General features: G+C 73.1%; 10 protein-coding genes. 8 read left to right on the forward strand and 2 right to left on the reverse strand.

The window, feature by feature from the left end; translation table 11 throughout:
* The first annotated feature begins 321 nt into the window (after window positions 1-321).
* On the forward strand, window positions 322-2,028 hold the full coding sequence (locus OG289_RS30885; protein WP_327317307.1) for a glycerol-3-phosphate dehydrogenase/oxidase: 1,707 nt from the start codon (window positions 322-324) through the stop codon (window positions 2,026-2,028).
* A gap of 263 nt (window positions 2,029-2,291) precedes the next feature.
* On the opposite strand, the gene OG289_RS30890 is transcribed toward OG289_RS30885, so the two are convergent.
* Window positions 2,292-3,338 carry a serine hydrolase domain-containing protein gene (locus OG289_RS30890; protein WP_327317308.1) on the reverse strand — a complete coding sequence of 349 codons (1,047 nt, stop codon included), beginning with the start codon at window positions 3,336-3,338 and terminating at the stop codon, window positions 2,292-2,294.
* 285 nt (window positions 3,339-3,623) lie between these two features.
* Between OG289_RS30890 and OG289_RS30895 the strand changes: the two genes are divergently transcribed.
* The 5 genes from OG289_RS30895 (at window position 3,624) to OG289_RS30915 (ending at window position 13,984) form a co-directional block, all read left to right on the forward strand.
* On the forward strand, window positions 3,624-5,780 hold the full coding sequence (locus tag OG289_RS30895; RefSeq protein WP_327317309.1) for a serine/threonine-protein kinase: 2,157 nt from the start codon (window positions 3,624-3,626) through the stop codon (window positions 5,778-5,780).
* A gap of 176 nt (window positions 5,781-5,956) precedes the next feature.
* Window positions 5,957-8,731, forward strand: coding sequence for a protein kinase (locus tag OG289_RS30900; protein ID WP_327317310.1), 2,775 nt, complete (start codon window positions 5,957-5,959; stop codon window positions 8,729-8,731).
* 147 nt (window positions 8,732-8,878) lie between these two features.
* Window positions 8,879-10,603 (forward strand): serine/threonine-protein kinase, encoded by a 1,725-nt coding sequence (locus OG289_RS30905; protein ID WP_327317311.1) that lies wholly within the window; start codon window positions 8,879-8,881, stop codon window positions 10,601-10,603.
* A gap of 90 nt (window positions 10,604-10,693) precedes the next feature.
* Complete coding sequence (locus tag OG289_RS30910; protein WP_327317312.1) at window positions 10,694-12,334, forward strand: serine/threonine-protein kinase; 1,641 nt, start codon at window positions 10,694-10,696, stop codon at window positions 12,332-12,334.
* Between the two features lie 51 nt (window positions 12,335-12,385).
* Window positions 12,386-13,984 carry a serine/threonine-protein kinase gene (locus OG289_RS30915; protein ID WP_327317314.1) on the forward strand — a complete coding sequence of 533 codons (1,599 nt, stop codon included), beginning with the start codon at window positions 12,386-12,388 and terminating at the stop codon, window positions 13,982-13,984.
* On the opposite strand, the gene OG289_RS30920 is transcribed toward OG289_RS30915, so the two are convergent.
* Entirely contained in the window at window positions 13,981-14,886 is a 906-nt protein-coding gene (locus tag OG289_RS30920) for an AraC family transcriptional regulator (RefSeq protein WP_327317315.1), read from the reverse strand. The genes OG289_RS30915 and OG289_RS30920 overlap by 4 nt on opposite strands.
* Before the next feature lie 87 nt (window positions 14,887-14,973).
* Between OG289_RS30920 and OG289_RS30925 the strand changes: the two genes are divergently transcribed.
* Window positions 14,974-15,930, forward strand: coding sequence for an MBL fold metallo-hydrolase (locus OG289_RS30925; protein WP_442818980.1), 957 nt, complete (start codon window positions 14,974-14,976; stop codon window positions 15,928-15,930).
* A 25-nt stretch (window positions 15,931-15,955) separates the two neighbouring features.
* Complete coding sequence (locus OG289_RS30930; protein ID WP_327317316.1) at window positions 15,956-17,620, forward strand: serine/threonine-protein kinase; 1,665 nt, start codon at window positions 15,956-15,958, stop codon at window positions 17,618-17,620.
* The last annotated feature ends 97 nt before the right edge of the window (window positions 17,621-17,717 follow it).

Consider the following 17,717-nt stretch of genomic DNA (forward strand, 5'->3'; position numbering starts at 1 on the left):
CGTATGCCGTCCTTCCCAGTAACCGAGGTGGGACAGGTGCGCAAGCCCTGTGGACAGGATGGGCGAGCGCAATGTCAGACTAGGAGTAAATATGACCGTTATGCGGGATTGATCGGCTGTGTTGATCTGCCGTGTTGACCGGCCGCGTGTGACCGGCCTGTTTTCCGGGAGGTCCGCTCCGGTTCCGTGAGAGTTGTCCACAGGCTGGGGGTGAGTGGTGGCTGAAGTCGGGCAACACGGTCAGAATTTTGGGCATGAGGGTTACGGACCGGGCCTTGCCCTGACGGGTGCGGCCGGCGCGACCGACAGCGGGAGGCAGCGGTGAGGACAGCGACACTGGGGCCGGCGCAACGAGCCGAGTCACTGGCGGCCATGGCCGAGCGCGAACTGGACGTGCTGGTGGTGGGAGCGGGTGTGGTCGGCGCGGGCACCGCCCTGGACGCCGTGACGCGCGGCCTGTCCACGGGTCTGGTCGAGGCGCGCGACTGGGCGTCGGGCACGTCGAGCAGGTCCAGCAAGCTGGTCCACGGCGGCCTGCGCTACCTGGAGATGCTCGACTTCGCCCTCGTGCGGGAAGCGCTGAAGGAACGCGGGCTGCTGCTGGAGCGGCTCGCTCCGCATCTCGTGAAGCCGGTGCCCTTCCTGTATCCGCTCCAGCACAAGGGCTGGGAACGGCTGTACGCCGGTTCGGGCGTCGCGCTCTACGACGCGATGTCCATGGCCCGCGGGCACGGCCGGGGTCTGCCGACGCACCGCCACCTGAGCCGCCGTCACGCGCTGCGCGTCGCCCCCGCCTTGAAGAAGGACGCGCTGGTGGGAGCGTTGCAGTACTACGACGCCCAGATGGACGACGCCCGCTTCGTCGCGACCCTCGTGCGCACGGCGGCGGCCTACGGGGCGAAGGCGGCCAACCGCGCGCGGGTGACGGGTTTCCTGCGCGAGGGCGAACGGGTCGTCGGCGCGCGTGTGCAGGACGTCGAGGCTGGCGGAGAGTACGAGATCCGCGCCCGGCAGATCGTCAACGCCACGGGCGTGTGGACCGATGACACGCAGGCCATGGTGGGGGAGCGGGGGCAGTTCCACGTCCGTGCCTCGAAGGGCATCCACCTCGTCGTGCCGAGGGACCGGATCAGCTCCTCCACCGGACTGATCCTGCGCACCGAGAAGTCCGTGCTGTTCGTCATCCCCTGGGGCCGGCACTGGATCATCGGCACCACCGACACCGACTGGGACCTCGACAAGGCGCACCCGGCCGCGTCCAGCGCCGACATCGACTACCTCCTCGAGCATGTGAACTCGGTGCTCGCGGTGCCGCTGACCCGGGACGACGTGGAGGGCGTGTACGCGGGCCTACGGCCGCTGCTGGCCGGTGAGTCCGACGCCACCAGCAAGCTGTCGCGGGAGCACACCGTCGCGCATCCGGTGCCGGGGCTGGTGGTCGTGGCGGGCGGCAAGTACACGACGTACCGGGTGATGGCGAAGGACGCGACCGACGAGGCGGTGCGCGCGCTCGACCAGCGGGTCGCCGACTGCGTCACGGAGGACGTGCCGCTGCTGGGCGCGGAGGGCTATCGGGCGCTGTGGAACGCGCGGGCGCGGACCGCCGCGCGGACGGGCCTGCACGTGGTGCGGGTGGAGCACCTGCTGAACCGTTTCGGGTCGATGGCGGAGGAGGTGCTGGAGCTCATCGCGGCGGACCCGTCGCTCGGCGAGCCGCTCCAGACCGCCGACGACTACCTGCGCGCCGAGATCGTCTACGCCGCCTCCCACGAGGGAGCACGGCACCTGGACGACGTGCTGACGCGTCGCACGCGCATCTCCATCGAGACCTTCGACCGCGGCACGCGCAGTGCCCGCGAGGCCGCCGAACTGATGGCACCGGTCCTCGGCTGGGACAAGGACCACATCGAGCGCGAGGTCCGGCACTACGAGAAGCGGGTGGAGGCCGAACGGGAGTCGCAACGCCAGCCCGACGACCTGACGGCGGACGCGGCCCGACTGGGCGCACCGGACATCGTGCCCCTCTGACCTGCCCCGACTTGGACCTGCCCCGACTCGGACCTTTTTCCGATTCGGGCCTGCTTCGACTTGGGCCTTCTCCGATTCGGGCCTGCTTCGACTTGGGCCTTCTCCGATTCGGGCCTGCTTCGACTTCGGCCTCCCCGAATCTGACCTGCCCCGACGCCGACCCGCCCCGACGCCAGTCTTTTTCGACCGACTCCGGCTTTCGCGTTGCCGGTTCACTCGAACGAGTGTCGCGATCCGGGATCTCCGTTCGGAACCGGGTCGTTCTACGGGGTGCGAGGGCAGAACTCGGCGGCGAGCAAGGCCGGTTCGAGGCCGGGATCTGCGATCGCCGTCGTGTTCACCCGGAACGTGAGGACACGCCGACCGTCGACGGTGGCCGCGGTGCGCACGTAGCTGCCGGAGATCCGGCCGTTGTGCCCCCATACCGTGACGCCGCACGGGAGCTTCGCGGGGAACAGGCCCATGCCGTACAAGCCCTGCGCGGCACGGGTGTCGAGCATCTCGCGCAGCCAACGCGGGGGCAGCAGTTCGCCGCCGAGCAGCGCCGCGTAGAAGCGGTCCAGGTCGGCGAGCGTGGTCACCAGCTCGCCCGCGGCCCCGGACACCCGTGGGTCGAGTTCGGTGACGTCGGTCCCGTCCGTGTCGTAGGCGCGGCCGTGCGGGGAGGGCAGAGAGATGCGGGAGCCGGGAAAGGAGGTGCCCGTCAGACGCAGGGGAGCGATGATCCGCCGCTCGGCCTCCGTGGCGTACGAGCGACCGGTGACCTGCTCGACGATCAGGCCGAGCAGGACGTAGTTGGTGTTGGAGTAGGCGAAGCGGCCGAGGTCGGCCGGAGGGTGGGTGAGTGCGATACGGACGGCTTGAAGCGGAGCGACGGGCACGAGGCCCCCGGTGTCCCGGGTGAAGTCGTACAGGCCGCTGGTGTGGGTGAGCAGGGAACGAAGGGTCAGCGCGCGCCCGTCGTTGCCGGCCCCGCGCACCAGTCCCGGCAGGTGCGCCTCCACCGTGTCGGACAGCGACAGCCGATGTTCTGCGGCCAGTTGGAGCACGATGGTCGCAAGGAACGTCTTCGTGATGCTGCCGGCCCGGAAGTGCTCGGACCGGGAGATGCCCGGACCCGCCTCGGCGTAGCGGGTGGCGCTCCCCTCACGGGCCAGCAGGGCGGCGGCCGGCGCCTTGCCCCGGGTGAGGAGCAGCGGGAGGAAGGAGTCCGTCGGCGGCACGGGGGCGGCCTGCGAGCCGGTCGTGAGCAGACCGAGGAGCACCAGGGCCGCGGGTACGGCCAGGAGGCTCCGAAGCGGTGGCGTCACGGATCCTCCGTCCTGTTTCCCTCTTCGTTCTTCCTGCTGTCCTTCTTCCTTGCGCGCCCATCATCCAGTGCCCGGTCACGCCCGCTTCACCCGGGCCCCGACCCTCGATCGGGGCCCGTCCGCGCTCCCTGGCCGGAGCGTGCTGCACCTTCTGGCCGGAATGCTCCACTCCTGGGGGGTCGTCAGGGCGCGGTCGGGATGCGATGAGGGGCACCCTGGGCGTCGGGCACTTGTCGGGTGAGGGACAATGGAAGCTCTGTCAGGGCGGGTTGCATGAGGGGACGCATGTCGGAGGCGGAGCGGGCGGGGTCATCCCGTCAGGACAAGAGCGCACGTCTCCTCGCCGGGCGGTACCGGCTGGGAGACGTACTCGGCCGCGGCGGCATGGGGACGGTGTGGCGCGCCGAGGACGAGACCCTCGGACGCACGGTCGCCGTCAAGGAGCTGCGGTTCCCGGGGAACATCGACGAGGACGAGAAGCGGCGGCTGATCACGCGGACGTTGCGCGAGGCCAAGGCCATCGCGCGGATCCGCAACAACAGCGCGGTGACGGTCTTCGACGTCGTCGAGGAGGACGACCGTCCGTGGATCGTCATGGAGCTCGTCGAGGGCAAGTCGCTCGCCGAGGTCATCCGTGAGGACGGCGTGCTGGAGCCGAAGCGTGCGGCCGAGGTCGGGCTGGCGATCCTCGACGTGCTGCGGTCGGCGCACCGCGAGGGCATTCTGCACCGTGACGTGAAGCCGTCGAACGTGCTGATCGCCGAGGACGGCCGGGTCGTGCTCACCGACTTCGGCATCGCCCAGGTCGAGGGTGACCCGTCGATCACCTCCACCGGCATGCTCGTCGGCGCCCCCTCCTACATCTCCCCGGAGCGGGCTCGCGGCCACAAGCCGGGACCGGCGGCCGACCTGTGGTCGCTCGGCGGTCTGCTGTACGCGTCGGTCGAGGGCTCGCCCCCGTACGACAAGGGTTCCGCGATCGCGACGCTCACCGCGGTGATGACCGAGCAGTTGGGGGAGCCGAAGAACGCGGGTCCGCTGAAGGACGTCATCTACGGGCTGCTCACCAAGGATCCCGCGCGCCGACTCGACGACGCCGGGGCGCGGACGATGCTCAACGCGGTACTCCACGCACCCGAGCCGCGTCATGCCGAGCCGGCGGACGCGACGAAGGTCGTGCCGCTGCCGGCCCAGCCGGACGCCCCGGGAGGCAAGGGGAGTTCGGCGGGCGCGGAGGCGGGCGAGAAGCTGCGCGGGGCGTTCCGGTCCGTGCGGAAGGCCGCCGTCGCGGCGGGGGCGGCGACCTCGGCGGCCGCGTCCCGCGCCAAGTCGGCGAACGGGCCGGGTGCTTCCGGTTCCGTGAGTGCGGGCGAGGCGCCGAAGGGTGGGGCGGCACGGGGGACCGGGGCCACGGCCACCGGTTCCGCCGCCGCGCCGTCTGCCGCCGCCCCGTCCGCAGCCGCGCCTGCTGCATCGACGACGAAGGCCACGGCGGCATCGAACTCGACGTCGGCACCGACGTCGGCGTCCAGGCCGGCGTCCGGAGCGGCATCTGCGTCGGCGTCCGTTCCTGCGGCACGTTCCGGTTCCGGGTCGGGTTCCGCTTCCGGTTTCGGTGCGGGGGGTAACGGCGGGAACGATGGCCGGAGTTCGGGATGGCCCGTGATGACGCCGCCGGACCTGCCGCCGCGGCCCGTGCCCAGGGCGCCGCTGACCGACGTGGTGCCGAAGCGGACGCTGGTGATCATCGCCGTGGTCGTGGTGCTCGCGGTGCTCGGTACCGTGCTGGCCCTCACGCTCGGCGGTGACGACGACACTGCGGGCGGCTCGACGAGCGGCGGTTCCCGCACGGTGGCCGGCGGGAGCGCGAGTGCCGACACCAAGGAGGACTCGGGCAGCGGGACCGGTACGGACGGGTCGTCGGCGCAGGCCGGCAGCTCGTCCGGTGTCACGCCGAGCAACACCGCCACGGCCGGGGGCGCCGGGTCCGGCGTCACCGCCACCGAGGAGAGCAAGGCGGCGACGCACAAGGGCGGTCAGGGGTACTCGATCGGGCTGCCCACGGGGTGGAAGTACAAGTCCTCCGACTCCGCCGGGGACCGTTTCACCGGCCCCGACGGGCAGACGCTGCTCGTCGCCTGGACGACCACGCCCAAGGACGATCCGGTCGCCGACTGGAAGAACCAGGAGCGCTACATGACGCGCTCCGAGTACAAGAGGGTCCGAATACAGAAGATGAACTACCGGAGCTGGAACACGGCCGACTGGGAGTTCACCTACACGGAGGGCGGGACGGCGTACCGCACGATCGACCGCGGGTTCGTCGTGAGCGACAGTCAGGGGTACGCGCTGATGTACACGGCGAAGGCCGCCGCGTGGGGCACCGACCTGCGGACGACCACCTGGGCGACGCTGGCGGACACCTTCACGCCGAAGAAGTAGCGGCCGTCGGGCAACCGTGTTGGGGGCGTGAGATCTCGCATCCCCACTTTGCGGGTTGCCTCCGGCACGTATCGTGAGTGCTTGCGGACCGTACGCATCCAGCAATGCGCCGGATAGGGCTGTAACGGCACGCAAGGCGAACGGAATTGACCGACCGGGCGGCCGGGGGAGGCAACGTGGACGACTATGCGGGTCGGGTACTCGTCGACCGCTACCGCCTGCCGCTGCCGCCCTCCGACGAGTACGAACTCACCGAGACCCGGGCCTTCGACACCTACAGCGGGCAGGAAGTCCTGGTCCGCCAGGTGCCGTTGCCGGAGGTCGTCGAGGCGGAGGTGCTCGACGCGGAGGGGCTGCCCGAGGGGTTCACGGCCCGTGAGCGCGGGACACGGCGACCGGGGACACGGGGCCTGGGCGCGAGTGCCGGCGTGGGCGCGGGTGCCGGGACACGACGGCCCGCCGACCCCGTCGTACGGCGTGCGATGGAGGCGGCCCAGGCCGCGGCGAGCATTCCCGACCATCCGCGGCTGGACCAGGTCTTCGACGTGTTCGCCGAGGGCGGTTCGCTGTGGATAGTGAGTGAACTGGTGGCCGCCCGGCCGCTCGCGGCACTGCTCGCAGAGAAGCCGCTGACGCCGTACCGGGCGGCGGAGGTCGCCTCCGACGTGCTCATGGCGCTGCGGGTACTGCACGCACATGGCTGGGTGCACCGGAACATCACCGCGCGCACCGTCCTCGTCTGCGACGACGGGCGGGTCATGCTGACCGGCCTCGCGGTCGGCGCGGCGGAAGAGGCGCTGTGCGGGTACGACCCGGTACCGGCGGACGAGGGCGCCTCCGGCGGGAGCGGGAGCGGCAGTGGGAGTGGGAGTGGTGGGGCCGGTGGGGGCGGTGGGCCTCGGGCTTCTGCGGTGGCGCTCCAGCCCGGTGGGTCCGGTGGGCGCGGTGCCTCCGGTGGCCCTGGTGCGTTCGGCGGCTCCGGTGGGTTCGGTGGTCCCGGTGACGCGCGAGGTGGGTTGGGTGGTGCCGGTGCGCCCAGGGGTGTCGATGGGCCTGGTGGGCCTGGCGGTGTAGGTGGTGCTGGTGGTGCCGTTGGTGCCGGGCACTCTGGGTCTGCCGCGCCCTCTGGGGCTGGCGGGTTTGGTGGTGCTGCCGGGGGTGGCTCCGGGGTCGGTGGGGTCGGTGCCGGGGCGGTGGATCCCGAGGCCGCTCGGCGGGCTGCCATCGAGGCGCGGGGGTCCGGTGCGTTGCCGGTGCCGGCGGGGGAGCCGTCCGGTGGGGGCGGGGCGGTGGCCCGCAGGGCGCCGACGGAGACCGGCGGAGACATCCGTGCCGCGCGGGCCGGGGCGATCGCCGCGTACCGGGCGGGAGCGCGGGCGGCGGCCCGGGTGCAGGAGGCCCAGGAGGCGCAACAGAACGGGCGCGCGGCCCTCCCCGGCTCCCGGACCCCGGTGGACGGCGACACCGGGACGGGACACGGCGGTCCTCCCGGCCAGACGGCCGACCCCTACGGCGTCCGGGGCGCCCCCGTGCCCGGCTCCTCGCCGCACGCCTCGCTCCCGCCCGTGCAGGAGCCGTCGGGTGAGGTGCGGGCCGGGACCCGTTGGGACGAGCTCCTGGCCCAGGCGCCCGGAAGTGTTCCCCCGCCCGGAAGCGTTCCCCGGCGTGGGCCGACCACCGCGCTGGCCGCCGAACGGGCGCGGCAGGCGCGGATGGCCGTGGTCGGGCCGGTCACCGAGCGGTGGGCGCCCGAGCAGGCCGGACCGGTGCACGAGAACTGGCAGCTGGCCGCGCCGATCGGTCCCGCGACCGACCTGTGGGCGCTCGGCGCGCTGCTCTTCCGGGCCGTACAGGGGCACGCGCCGTACCCGGAGGAGTCGACGGCCGAGCTGGTGCAGCTGGTGTGTGCCGAGCCGCCCGCCTTCGCCGAGGAGTGCGGACCGCTCAGGCCGGTCGTGGAGTCGCTGCTGCGCCAGGACCCCACCGAGCGCCTCGACTTCGAGGAGCTGCGGGGCTGGCTGCGCTCGCTGGTCCGCTCCGCGCCGGAGCCGGAGGCGGGCACGTACGTCGTCGCAGCGCCGCCCACCGATCCGCGCCGGCTGCCGATCGTCCGCCGCAAGGGCGAGCTGGTGCGCAGGCGGCGCGCCGGGCTGCCCGCGACGCACGGGCGGCACAAGCGGGGCCGGCCGGACGCGGGCCACTCACCGCGCAGCCTGGGCCGCACGTTGCTGCTGCTGATCCTGCTGGTGCTGGCCGCGGCGATCGCGTACGCCGTGCTGTTCATGCCCAAGGCCGGCGAGGACGGGGCGGCCGGTGCGGACGGCTCCCAGCGGACCGGGGCCACCGGAACGACGGCCGGCCAGGCGCCCGACGCGAGCAGCGAGCCCCGGCCCGACCAGACCTCGCCGGGCGCCGGTGCCTCCGCGTCCTCGGGGGCGGAAGCCACCCAGACGCAGACCGGTGGCGCGGGCGGTACCGGCGGCACCGGCTCGAACGTCGCCGACGGGTTCACGGTCCGCAAGGACCAGGCCGGTTTCCAGGTCGCCGTGGCCAACGGCTGGGACCGCACGCCGAAGAACGGGCGCGGTCAGGTCGTCTACGCGCACGGGGACTTCGAGCTGATCGTCGTACCGGGACGCGACAGCGCGTCGTCGAACGGCAGTGACCCGATGGTCTACCAGCGGGAGAAGGAGAGCGAGCTCCAGCCGTACCGCGCCTCCAGCTGGGCGACGGCCTCCGGGCTGCGCACGACGACGGTGGGCGCGCGGACCATGGCCGAGGGGCAGTTCACCTGGACCGACAGTGACGGGCGCGCGCTGTACGTGCGCAACCTCGCGGTGCTCATCTCAGGGCGGTACCACATCGTGCAGGTCAGAGGCCCCGAGGCGGAACGGGACGAGGTCACGCGGCTGTACGAGCAGGCGGCGGCTACTTACCAGTACACCGGCTGAGCAGCACCGGGTCCGCTCCGGTTGCCTCATGGCCGTGGAAGCGACAACCGTCACAGTGGTGTCTCCTTGGTACCCCGCTGGTTCCACGGAGGCGGCATGGTCTTTACGCTGACCCTGTCAAGAGCATTGCGGGGCAACGTGAATCAGATGCAGGGCCTGCTCCTCGCGGGCCGCTACCGGCTTGCCGATTCCATCGGCAGCGGCGGCATGGGCCGGGTGTGGCGTGCGCACGACGAGTTGCTGCACCGGGCCGTCGCCATCAAGGAGCTGACGGCTGCCCTCTACGTCTCGGAGAGCGAGCAGGCCGTCCTGCTGGCGCGGACCAGGGCGGAGGCGCGCGCGGCGGCGCGGATCAACCACTCCGCCGTGGTCACCGTGCACGACGTGCTCGAACACGACGGCCGCCCGTGGATCGTGATGGAGCTGGTCGAGGGCCGCTCGCTGGCCGACGCCGTCAAGGAGGACGGCCGCGTCGAGCCCGCCGAGGCCGCCCGGATCGGCCTGTGGGTGCTGCGTGCCCTGCGTGCCGCGCACTCCGCGGGCGTCCTGCATCGTGACGTCAAGCCCGGCAACGTGCTCCTCTCGCACGACGGCCGCGTCCTTCTCACCGACTTCGGCATCGCCCAGATCGAGGGCGACACCACCATCACGCGCACCGGGGAGGTCGTCGGCTCGGTCGACTACCTGGCGCCCGAGCGGGTGCGCGGCCAGGACCCCGGCCCGTCCTCCGACCTGTGGGCGCTGGGCGCGACGCTGTACACGGCGGTGGAGGGGCGGTCGCCGTTCCGGCGCACCTCGCCGCTGACCACGCTCCAGGCCGTCGTCGAGGAGGAGGCCGCCGACCCGCGGTACGCGGGCCCGCTCGGCCCCGTCATCACCGCGCTGCTGCGCAAGGACCCGGCCGTCCGCCCCGACACCACCGAGGCCGAGCACCTGCTCGCCGAGGCGGCCGAGGGCCGGCGCCCGAACGGGGCACAGGCGTATGTGCCGACGCAGTTCGGGGGGCCCGACCGGACCACGGGCGGTTACCACTCCACATCGCACTCCATGACCCACCCCGCGTCCGGTACGTCGGGTACGTCAGGTATATCCGGTACGGCCGGTACGGCGTACGTGCCCGTGGCGCCGGAGGCGTCGACGCCGGTTCCCGGCCACGGACCGGGGCATCCCGCGACCAACCCGACGGCGATGGGTCCGACGCACCTCGGCCCGGACGCGTCCGCGACGTCCACCCAGCCACCCCGGCGCCGCCGCCGTCTGCGCAACGTCGCCCTCGTGGTCGTCGTCGCCGCGCTGGTCGGCGGGGGGACGGCGGTGGCGCTGCAGAAGTGGGACGAGGGGCGGCAGGAGACCGGCGGGTCGTCGGAGCCGTCGTCCGCCTCGCCGAGCCCGACGAGCACCGCCGCGTCCTGGAAGCCGGTCGACGACCCGCTCGGCTTCGGGCTGTCGCTCCCCGACGGCTGGGAGCGGAAGGTGTACCAGGACGACGGCGACCTCCAGCAGATCGACTACACGCCCGACGGCGGCGAGCACTTCGTCCGCATCGCCCTCGACAAGTCCCCCGACTTCGGCGACCCGTACGCGCACCAGACCGACCTGGAAGTGCAGCTCAAGCGGCTGGTCGACTACAACCGGGTCGCCCTGGAGAAGAACGTCTACCGCGACCGCGACGGATCCGAGTGGGAGTACACCTGGACCGCGCTGGCGAAGGACACGGAGTTCCCCGGGCCGCGCCGCGCGATCGAGGAGACGTACGTGTCCCGCGACGGCACCGAGTACGCGATCTACATGTCCTCGCCCGCCGAGGACTGGGCCGCGACGGCCAAGCAGTTCAAGTCCGTACTGCAGAGCTGGCGCGAACCGACCCCGTAGTACCGGCGGCCGGGCTCCGGCAGCAGAAGCCCGGCAGTTGGCCGGACGGCGCCCCGGAAGCGTGCCGTCCGGTGGGGCATGATGGGGCCCATGGGGACCGAGGGGGGCGGGAGCGACGTACGGGTCATCGCGGGCCGTTACCGGCTGGAGGCGAGGCTCGGGCGCGGGGGCATGGGGGTCGTGTGGCGGGCCACCGACCAGCTGCTGGGACGGCGTGTCGCCGTCAAGGAGCTGACCCAGGACGACACGTTGTCCGCCGAGGAGGCGCGCGGCCGCCGCGACCGGACACTGCGCGAGGCCCGCGCGGTCGCCCAGCTGAGCCACCCGCACATCATCGTCGTGCACGACGTCGTCGAGGACGGCGAACGCCCCTACATCGTCATGGAGTTGATCGACGGCGGCTCGCTCGCCGACCGGATCGCCGGGCACGGCCCGCTCGCGCCGGACGAGGCGGCCCGGATCGGCGTCGCCCTGCTGGGCGCCCTGCGCGCCGCGCACGCGGCCGGGGTCCTGCACCGGGACATCAAGCCCGCGAACGTCCTGCTGGAACGCGACAGCGACCGCGTCGTCCTCACCGACTTCGGCATCGCGCAGGTCGCGGGCGCCACCACGCTCACCGAGACCGGTTCATTCGTCGGCTCGCCCGAGTACACCGCGCCGGAGCGGATGTCCGGGGCGCGGACCGGCGCGGAGTCCGACCTGTGGTCACTCGGCGCGCTGCTGTGCACGGCGCTCAGCGGCGAGTCCCCGTTCCGGCGCGACTCGTTGGGCGGCATCCTGCACGCCGTCGTCTTCGCCGAGATCCGCACGCCCCCGCAGGCCGCGCCGCTCCTGCCCGTCGTACGGGGGCTGTTGGAGCGCGATCCGGACCGGCGGCTGGACGGGGCGGAGGCGGAGCGGCTGCTGCGCGCCTTCCTGGAGACCGGGCGGACGCCGCAACCGGTGTCGTCCGGCTACACACCGACCCAGGCCGACCTTCCCCAGCCGCGACTGGACCCGCCCGCCCGGGAGCGCTCCACGCGGGGCGTGCTGGTGGCCGCGCTGCTGGTCGCCGCGATCGCGGGGGCGGGCGTGTCGGCGGCCGCCCTGCTGATCGACAACAGGGACGGCGACGGGGGCCGTACACCGGCGAGTTCGGCACCAGGAGCCTCGGCGAGCGGTGCGACGAGCGGCGTGCCTGGACCAGCGCCCACGCCCGCACCGACTTCCACCCCCACTTCCACGGCGCCCTCCGCACCGTCCTCCACTGCGCCCCCCGCGCAGCCCGCCTCGGGGAGCCGTTCGCCGTCCGCCCCCTCCGGCTACCGCGCGGCCGACGACCCGGCCGGCTTCGCGCTCGCCGTGCCGGACGGCTTCACGCGGGTGCCGCAGGGCGAGCGGGTCTTCTACATGTCCCCGGGGCAGGTGTTCCGCCTCGGCATCAAGATCGCCGACCCGCAGCCGGGCGGCCCGCTGGGTGTGATGGAGCGCGCGGCCGCCGAGGGCGCGGACACCAACCCCGGATACCACGACGGACGGGTCACCGAGACCAAGCACGGCGCAAGCCCCGCCGCCCTCTGGGAGTTCACCTGGAACGGCTTCAGCGCGGCGGAGGGCCCCCGGCACACGTACGACCTGTGCTGGGAGGAGGGCGGGCGGCTGTACGACGTGTGGGTGTCGGCGCCGGTCGGGAAGGTACGGGAGGCACGGGAGTACTTCGACGTCGCCGTCGACACGTTCGTGACAGGGTAGTTGCACTTCTCCGGTGGATACCGGCCTGCCTGGCGCGATATGGATGGACCCATGAGTCACAACGGGGGCGTCGGCCATGAGTCCGATGAGACGACGAGTTTTGTTCTGCAACCGCCGAACCCGCAGGCAGCCGTACCCCCGCAGGCCGGGCCGCGGGAGCCGGAGCCGGGTGTCGGGCGGCTCGTCGCGGGCCGCTACCGGCTGCTCGCCAAGCTCGGGCACGGCGGTATGGGCACGGTGTGGCGGGCCAAGGACGAGACGATGGACCGCGAGGTCGCCGTCAAGGAACCCCGTGTGCCCGATCACCTTCCCGAACGTGAACAGGCCAACGCGTTCGAGCGGATGCGCCGGGAGGCGCGTGCCGCGGCCCGGCTGGACCATCCGGCCGTCGTGAACGTGCACGACGTCGCGGTCGTCGACGGCCGCCCGTGGATCGTGATGGAACTGGTCCAGGGACGCTCACTCGGCGACGCCCTCCAGGAGGGCACTGTCAGCGCGCGCGAGGCCGCCCGGATCGGCCTGGAGGTGCTCGGCGCGCTGGAGGCCGCGCACGCGGCGGGCATCCTGCACCGGGACGTCAAACCGGACAACATCCTCCTCGGCCGCCACGAGCGCATCGTCCTCACCGACTTCGGCATCGCCCGGATCGAGGGCGAGACGAACCTGACCGACACCGGCGGCTTCGTCGGCTCGCCCGAGTACATCGCCCCCGAGCGGGTGCTGGGCCAGCGCCCCGGACCGGCCTGCGACCTGTGGTCCCTGGGCGTGGTGCTGTACGCGGCGACCGAGGGCGTCTCGCCGTTCCGCCGCAGCAACACCCCGGCCACTCTCCAGTCCGTCCTCAACGCCGTGCCCGCGCCGCCCGCCGCCGCGCAGGGGCCGCTCGCCGAGGCCGTCAACGGGCTGCTGGAGAAGGACCCGGCGCGCCGTCCGGAGGCCGCGCGGGTGCGGGCGCTGCTGGAGGCCGCGGCGAACCCGCCCGCGCCGCCCACGCAGGTCGTGCGGCAGGTCGAGGTCCCGCGCGCGCGGCGCCGCTTCGGCCGTGCCGCGTGGGTCGGGCTCGGCGCCGCGGTCGTCGCGGCGGCGGTGGCCGGGTACCTGGTGGTCGCCGACCCGTTCGCGGGGCCGCTGCCGGACGGCTGGAAGACGCCCTACGCCAAGGACGTCACCGCGAAGGTGGCGGTCCCCGACAGCTACAAGAAGGCCGTCCCCGACCGGAAGTCGGACAACGGCCACTGGGTCAGCTACACCGACCCGAGCGGCGCGATCTCGGTCGTGCTGTCGGTGGCGCGGAAGTCGGAGGACACCGGCAAGGAGATCAAGGCCTCCGCCGCCGCCGAGATGTACGCCGACGACGGCGAGTTCAAGGACAATGGCAGCTACGGCCTCGACATGCCGAAGGCCCCGAAGACCCGGCCCGACGACAACGCGACGTTCCACGACGAGAAGGCCGCCGAGAACACCGTCCGCTACACCACCGAGGACCGCCAGGACCCCCGCCCCCGCGAGCTGAGGATCCTCTACTACAAGTCCTCCGCCGGCGACATGTACCGGCTCACCATCGCCTACCCGGGCGCGGGCGACTTCACGGCACGAGGCCGCGAGGTGGCCCGCACGGCGATCGCCAACCTGGCCCTCGACAAGCTCTAGCCGGCACGTCCTGGACCGCCCTGCGTCCGGTACCTCCCCGGTGTCGTCCCGAACTCCCGGCTGAAGGCGTGGGAGAGGGCGTACGGGCTGCCGTACCCCGTCTCGCGGGCCACGGCCGCCAGCGGCGCGTCCGTGTCGCGCAGCCGGGCCGCGGCCAGGGTCAGCCGCCACCAGGTGAGGTACGCCATCGGCGGGCGGCCGACCAGCGCGGTGAAGCGGCGCGCCAGCGTCGCCCGGGAGACGCCCGCCCGGGCCGCCAGGCTGTCGTTGGTCCAGGGCGCGGCCGGGTCGGCGTGCAGCGCGCGCAGCGCGGCCGTGGCCACGGGGTCGCCCAGGACGGCCGGCCAGGTGCCCGTCGCGGCCCGCGCCAGCCACGCCCGGACCATGTAGACGAGCAGCAGGTCGAGGAGGCTGGGCAGGGCCAGGGAGGAGCCGGGCCGACAGCCATCGAGCTCGCCGGCCAGCAGGCCGACGGCGGACCGGAGTTCGGCCGGCCGGTCGGTCCGGCTCGGCAGGTGCACCACCTGGGGCAGCTCCGCCAGCAGCGGGTGCGCCCGGCTGCGGTCCAGCCGGTACTTGCCGCAGAGCAACTCCGTCCCGCCCGCCGCGGGGTGCCGCACACCTTCCTCGAACGGCACCGCGCGGGCCGCCGTCGCCGCGTCCACCGGCCCGTCGGCCAGCACATGCCCGGCGCCGTGGGGCAGCAGGACGACATCCCCCGCGCCGAGCGGGATCCCCGCCCCGCCCTCCGGCAGCAGCCAGCAGCTCCCCGCCAGGACGACATGGAACCCGGCGCCTTCGTAGGAGGCGATCCGGGTGCACCAACTCCCGCCCACGCTCAGCCGGCTGGAGTGCGGCCGCCCGGTGCGTACGGAGGAGATCGCGTCGCTCACCACGTCCATGGGGGGAGAGTACGTGAGGCGCGTGCGTATCCGGTTGAGCGGTTCGGGCATCGAAACGCTCAGCGGTGTCTCCCTAGGCTCCCCACCATGGCTGACGAAACCACGACCGGGGAAACCGACGAAACCGTGACCGACGAAACCGTGACCGACGAACACGTGCAGAGCTTCACGGTCGGGGACGTCGAGGTCCTCCGGGTCGTCGAATGGCAGTCCCTCTTCGTGCCCGCCCCCGCCCTCGTCCCCGACTGCGGTCCCGAGGTGTGGAAGGAGCACCGGGAGCTGCTCTCCCCCGACCACTGGGACCCCGGCAGCGACCGGGTCGTGTCGGCGCTGCAGACCTGGGTCGTGCGCAGCGCCGGCCGGACCGTCCTCGTCGACACCGGGGTGGGCAACGGGCGGGAGCGGCCCGGCTTTCCGCACTTCCACCGGCGGCAGGGCGACCTGCCGGGGCGGCTCGCTCGGGCCGGGGTGCGCCCGGAGGACGTCGACGTCGTGGTCAACACCCACATCCACGCCGACCACGTCGGCTGGAACACCCGCGACGCCGAGGGCGAGTGGGTGCCGACCTTTCCCCGGGCCCGCTACCTCCTCCCGGCCGCCGACGACACGTACTTCGGGCCGACGGGCGGCTACGGGGGCGGCGAACGGGAGGACGACCGCCTGGTCTACGAGGACAGCGTCGCGCCCGTGCACCGGGCCGGGCAGGCCGTGCTCTGGGACGGGGAGTACCGCGTCGACGAACACCTCACCCTGGAGTCGGCCCCCGGCCACACCCCGGGCTCGGCCGTCCTGCGGGTCGCCTCACGCGGCGAACGGGCCGTGTTCGTCGGGGACCTGCTGCACAACCCGGTGCAGGTGCTGCGGCCGGAGTGCAGCAGCTGCTTCTGCCTCGACCCCGGCAGGGCGGCGGCCAGCCGCGTCCGCGTCCTCGGACGGGCGGCGGACGAAGGGGAGCTGGTGATACCGGCGCACTTCGCCGGCTCGGGTGTGGTGGAGGCGCGGCGGCTGGAAGACGGAGGGTTCGCTCCGGGCCGGTGGGGGTGAGGGGAATCGTGGTAGTCGTGGAGGCATGAGCAACGACGGTGACCCCGGCGGCGCCGAGGGACGGACAGTGGGCGGGCGTTACCGGCTGCTCGAACGCATCGGATCCGGTGGCATGGGTACGGTCTGGCGGGCCCGCGACGAGCTCGTGGAGCGCGAAGTCGCCGTCAAACAGCCCCGGTTGCCCGGCGACCCCGAGGACGAGTCCCACCGCCGGGCCGCCCACCGCCTCCACCGCGAGGCCCGGGCCGCCGCCCGCGTCGACCATCCGTCCGCCGTCGTCATCCATGACGTGGTGGTGGAGGAGGAGACCGACCTCGATGGCGGACTCCCCTGGATCGTCATGGAGTTGATCCGTGGCGAGTCCCTGCAGGAGGTGCTGAGGCGCGGCCCGCTGGAGCCCGCCGAGGCGGCCCGCATAGGCCTCGCCGTGCTGGGCGCGCTGCGTGCCGCGCACGCCGTGGGCATCGTCCACCGGGACGTGAAACCGGCCAACGTCCTGCTCGGGCCGCACGGCCGGGTCGTCCTCACCGACTTCGGCATCGCGCACATCCAGGGCGAGGAATCCCTCACCGTCACCGGAGAGTTCGTCGGCTCGCTGGAGTTCATCGCCCCCGAGCGGATGTCCGGACGCGGCGCGGGCCCCGCCTCCGACCTGTGGTCGCTGGGCGTCCTCCTCTACACGGCCGTCGAGGGCCGCTCCCCGTTCCGTCGCGCGACCCCGGAGTCCACCCTCGCCGCGATCCTGGCCACGGACCCACCCGAGCCCGAACAGGCCGGCCCCCTCACCCCTCTCATCACGGGCCTCCTGGCCCGCACCCCGGACGACCGCCCGACCTCGGCGGAGGCAGCCGCGGCGCTGGAGCGGGCGGCGCAGGGGTCTGAGGGGTCCGAGGACCGATCGGTGTCCTTCCCCGCGGCGGAGAGCGCGGCGCAGGGGGCCGAGCCTCAGGACGCGGGGAGCCTGCGGGAGCTCGGGGACGATGTCGGAACGCTGCGGGTCGGGCCTCGGCCCTCGCCCACCCCCTCGCCCACCCGCACCCCCACTCCCACTCCCACTCCCCGGCGTCCCCTCCACCGCCGCCCCCTCGCCCTGGCGCTGCTCACCGGGATTCTCGTCGGCGGTGGCTGGCTGGGGACGGACCTGCTCCTCGGGGAGAGCGGGACGGGCGCGGAGCGGACGGTGACCTACTCCGGTTCGGCTCCGGCGGAGCCGTCGGCGTCCGCCACCGCGGAGGGGCGATGGGTTCCTCATCGTGAGGATGACATGCGGGCCGTGCTCTCGCTCCCCACTCCGTACCGGGAGTCCGCCCGGCAGAGTGCCGCCGGTCGGCAGCCCCGTCTGGTGGTCTACTCGGCGGGCTCCGTCGACGTACGCCTCACCCAGTGGGACCGTGCGCCCGCCGCCCCGATGACCCTGGCGGCGCAGGCGCACGAGACCTGGAACGCCCACGCCCCCGACGCACGCACCCAGACCACCCGCACCACCTTCCACGGCGACGAAGCCGCCCTGGCCGACACCACCTACGGACTCGACGACACCCCGACCCGGGTCATGGAACTCTTCGTCCGTACCGCCGACGCCCGCCTGTACGAGCTGCGCGTCGACATGCCCAAGGGCACGCCGGACGAGAAGCAGGGCACGGCCGTGTTCAAGGAGGCACGTGACCGCCTGGAGATCGGAAACGGCTGAATTCCGGAGTGAACGCCGGGCACAACGCCCTGATCAGCAGGTTTGTGCCAGTGAACGCTGGCGCCGTGTGTGCGGTCGGTGAAACCGTATTACCGGC

This window comes from Streptomyces sp. NBC_01235 (assembly GCF_035989285.1).
Taxonomy (GTDB): Bacteria; Actinomycetota; Actinomycetes; order Streptomycetales; family Streptomycetaceae; genus Streptomyces.

Coding starts and splice junctions, on each gene's coding strand:
- OG289_RS30895 (WP_327317309.1), top strand. CDS start 3,624: ATGTCGGAGGCGGAGCGGGCGGGGTCATCCCGTCAGGACAAGAGCGCA.
- OG289_RS30905 (WP_327317311.1), top strand. CDS start 8,879: ATGCAGGGCCTGCTCCTCGCGGGCCGCTACCGGCTTGCCGATTCCATC.
- OG289_RS30910 (WP_327317312.1), top strand. CDS start 10,694: ATGGGGACCGAGGGGGGCGGGAGCGACGTACGGGTCATCGCGGGCCGT.
- OG289_RS30915 (WP_327317314.1), top strand. CDS start 12,386: ATGAGTCACAACGGGGGCGTCGGCCATGAGTCCGATGAGACGACGAGT.
- OG289_RS30920 (WP_327317315.1), bottom strand. CDS start 14,886: ATGGACGTGGTGAGCGACGCGATCTCCTCCGTACGCACCGGGCGGCCG.
- OG289_RS30925 (WP_442818980.1), top strand. CDS start 14,974: ATGGCTGACGAAACCACGACCGGGGAAACCGACGAAACCGTGACCGAC.
- OG289_RS30930 (WP_327317316.1), top strand. CDS start 15,956: ATGAGCAACGACGGTGACCCCGGCGGCGCCGAGGGACGGACAGTGGGC.